Annotated in this window: 2 protein-coding genes and 1 pseudogene; all 3 read left to right on the top strand. The window is 48.4% G+C overall.

All coding sequences use genetic code 11. The annotated features are described in order from the left end of the window. Nucleotides 1-2,028: pseudogene (locus WBV75_RS02975) on the top strand (hypothetical protein); the annotation flags it as partial. After that, nucleotides 1,985-2,422: an rRNA maturation RNase YbeY gene (ybeY, locus tag WBV75_RS02970; protein WP_424119170.1), complete on the top strand. Its 438-nt coding sequence runs from the start codon at nt 1,985-1,987 to the stop codon at nt 2,420-2,422. The pseudogene WBV75_RS02975 and the gene ybeY, both read left to right, overlap by 44 nt. Next, nucleotides 2,415-3,181: FAD-dependent oxidoreductase (locus WBV75_RS02965; RefSeq protein WP_424119169.1), on the top strand; the 767-nt coding region annotated here is incomplete at its 3' end. The genes ybeY and WBV75_RS02965, both read left to right, overlap by 8 nt.

The raw sequence follows: 3,181 nt of genomic DNA, 5'->3' as shown, positions 1-3,181 counted from the left end.
GGGGAGGAACGGAAGGAATTGGAAAAGACGCTTGAAGAGTTGTTGCAGAATCAGAAGGAAAGTGGGGAATTGAGTTTTGATGAGAAGGAAAAACTAAAGCGGTTCTTTGAAAAGCAGGAAGAGCAGGAGCGCCTTATGGAAAAATTTAGCAAGGAATTGTCCGAGGGCCTTGAGGAGCGTTCGGAGCCGGAAAGCGAATTGCTCAGGGAACGTCTGGAACGACAGGAGGCAGAGGCTCGGAAAAATGCGGCCATGATGGAGGAAATGCGTGAAATCCTGGACAAGTTGGACAAGGAGGAGTTGCAAGCACGAATGGAAGAGTTGTCCAAATCGCAAAAGAGCAACCGGCGGAGCATGGAACAACTCTTAGAATTGACCAAAAGGTATTACGTTCAGGAGAAGAGCCGTCAACTGGGCCGGAAATTGGCAAGTCTGGCCGAAACGCAAAGCAAGGAAGCAGAATCTGCAGAAGCCCGGGAAAAACGAGAGGAAGAACAACAGGGACTCAATAAAGAGTTCAATGAGACAAAGGAGGCGTTAAAGGAGCTCGAACAAAGCAATGAAAGCCTTCAGAAGCCACTGCCGTGGGAACGAGATAAAAAAACAGAGCAAGCTGCTACACAGAACCAGGAAGAGGCTCTGGAGGAGTTGAAAAAGGAGGATAATCAAGCTACCGAGGGTGGCGAGTCATCTCAAAGCGATAAAGAAGCCAGAGAGCAGCAGAAAAAGGCCTCCGAAAAGCTCAAGGAACTAAGTGAGGGGCTTCAACAAGGGGCGTCCGGTGGTGGCGCAGAGACCATAGCTGAGGATGCGGAAATGCTCCGTCAAATCCTCGATAATCTCGTGGTGTTCTCCGTAGAAGAGGAAATGCTCTTTAATCGAATTCAGCAGGGGGGCAGTGATCCTATAGGGCGCTCCGGGGACATCCGCAAACAACAACAGTTAAGACAGCTTTTTGAGCATGTAGACGACAGCCTTTTTGCCCTATCCATGAGACGGGCGGAAATTTCGGAGATTGTAAACACAAAAATTACGGACGTATATTACAATGTCGACAAGGCCCTGGAGAGTTTTAGCGACAATAATTGGTTCCGGGGAGCTTCGTATCAACAGTACGTGTTTACGGCAGCCAATGAGCTTTCGGCTTTTTTGGCGGATATGCTGGACAATATGCAGGACTCACTGATGCCCGGGAAAGGGCAAGGCCAGGGTTCTGATGTACAGCTTCCGGATATCATACAGAGCCAGGAAGAATTGCGCCAACAGATGCAGGAAGGGGGCGAAAAGAAAGGGTCATCGGGTAATCCGGAAGCAGCGGGTTCTGCACAGGGGCAGGGGTCGGGCGAGGGATCTGGTGATACATCAGGAGGCAAAGAGGGTGCAGGCGAAGGAAAAGGGGACGGAATGGGCCAGGAGGGTGGCGAAGAGGGTTTAGAAGGGGGTCCCGGTGATTCGGGGTCTAAAAAGGGAGAAGGCAAAGGTCTGGGTGAAGGTCAGGATGGTAGAAAAGGAGGGGACAACGACGGAAGCCAAGAGGAATCTAATGGGGAAAAAGGAGGGGAAGGCGGATTGTCAGAGGCCGATTATGAAGAGTATTATCAAATCTATAAAGAGCAACAAAGGATTCGTCAGGAACTGGAGTTCCAATTGGAGAATATGATTAATGATGCAGATAGAAGTTTAGGAGAGCGAATCGCAAGGGAAATGGAAATGTTTGAAAATGAGCTGTTGCAAACCGGTATAACACAAAGGACAGCCGATCGATTGAATCGGATCCAACAACAGTTAATGAGACTGGAAAATGCCACATTAAAACAGGGGTTAGAGGATAGACGGGAGAGTGTCACCCGAAAGAATGAGTTTGCAAGCCCGGTGTTAACACCTCCTGAAATATTCGGACGTAAACAACGGGAAGTGGAGTTTTTAAACCGGGAAGCCTTACCTTTGCGCCGCCAATATCGGAATCGGGTAAAGAAGTATTTCATTGGAAGAGATAGCGTACCATTATCAGACGGGATTCAGCCTTAAGGAAGAGAAAAAACATACCGATTGGATTATTCGGGTGATAGAAGGCTATGGGCGAAAGACCGGGGAATTGAGCTTTATTTACGTATCAGATGAAGTGATTCTTCAAATGAATCAGGAATATTTGGCCCACGATTTTTATACAGATATAATCACTTTTGGGTATCCTGAATTAGAAGGCTTGTCTGGGGACTTATTTATATCCACGGATAGGGTTACAGAGAACGCAGGACAAATGAATTGTAGCATAGAAAGTGAGATGCGTCGGGTAATGGTACACGGCGTACTTCATCTTCTTGGCTTTCAGGACAAGTCAGCGAAGGAGACGCGGATAATGAGAGAGCTAGAGGATGCGGCATTAAAATTGTTCCACGTGAAACATAGTTCAGATGTTTAACGAAATATATGATGTAATTGTCGTAGGTGGCGGGCATGCAGGCTGTGAAGCTGCAGCAGCGGCAGCCAACATGGGGTCGAAGACCTTGTTGATCACTATGAACCTTCAAACTATCGGCCAGATGTCGTGCAATCCGGCAATGGGTGGGATAGCCAAGGGCCAGATAGTTAGAGAGATTGATGCCCTGGGGGGATACAGCGGAATAGTAACCGACGCCTCCGCCATACAGTTCAAAATGCTAAACATGAGTAAGGGGCCGGCCATGTGGAGTCCAAGGGCTCAGAACGACAGGATGCGTTTCGCTGAAGAATGGCGTTTGGCGCTTGAAAGATTGCCTAACCTTGATTTCTATCAGGAAATGGCGGTGGGAATTATTGTGGATGGTGGGCAAATCAAGGGGGTGAAAACCTCACTTGGGCTCGAGATATTAGGGAAGGCAGTGGTATTGACTAATGGCACCTTTTTAAACGGCTTAATTCATATCGGGACTAAACAATTCGGAGGGGGCCGGGCTGGCGAGAGAGCTTCGACAGGGATAACGGAGCAACTCTCTTCCTTTGGATTTAGCACGGGAAGAATGAAGACCGGGACACCGCCAAGGGTAGACGGAAGAAGCCTGGATTACGATAAAATGACCGCACAACCCGGAGACGAAAATCCTGGAAGGTTCTCATTTCTCGACACACCAGTACTTAAGGAGCAGCGGGAGTGCCACATGACTTATACGAATCCCGAGGTGCATGAATTACTTAAGGACGG

It is taken from the genome of Robiginitalea sp. (assembly GCF_049588695.1).
In the GTDB taxonomy this organism is placed as follows: domain Bacteria; phylum Bacteroidota; class Bacteroidia; order Flavobacteriales; family Flavobacteriaceae; genus Robiginitalea.
This window is presented reverse-complemented; position numbering and strand designations above follow the sequence as displayed.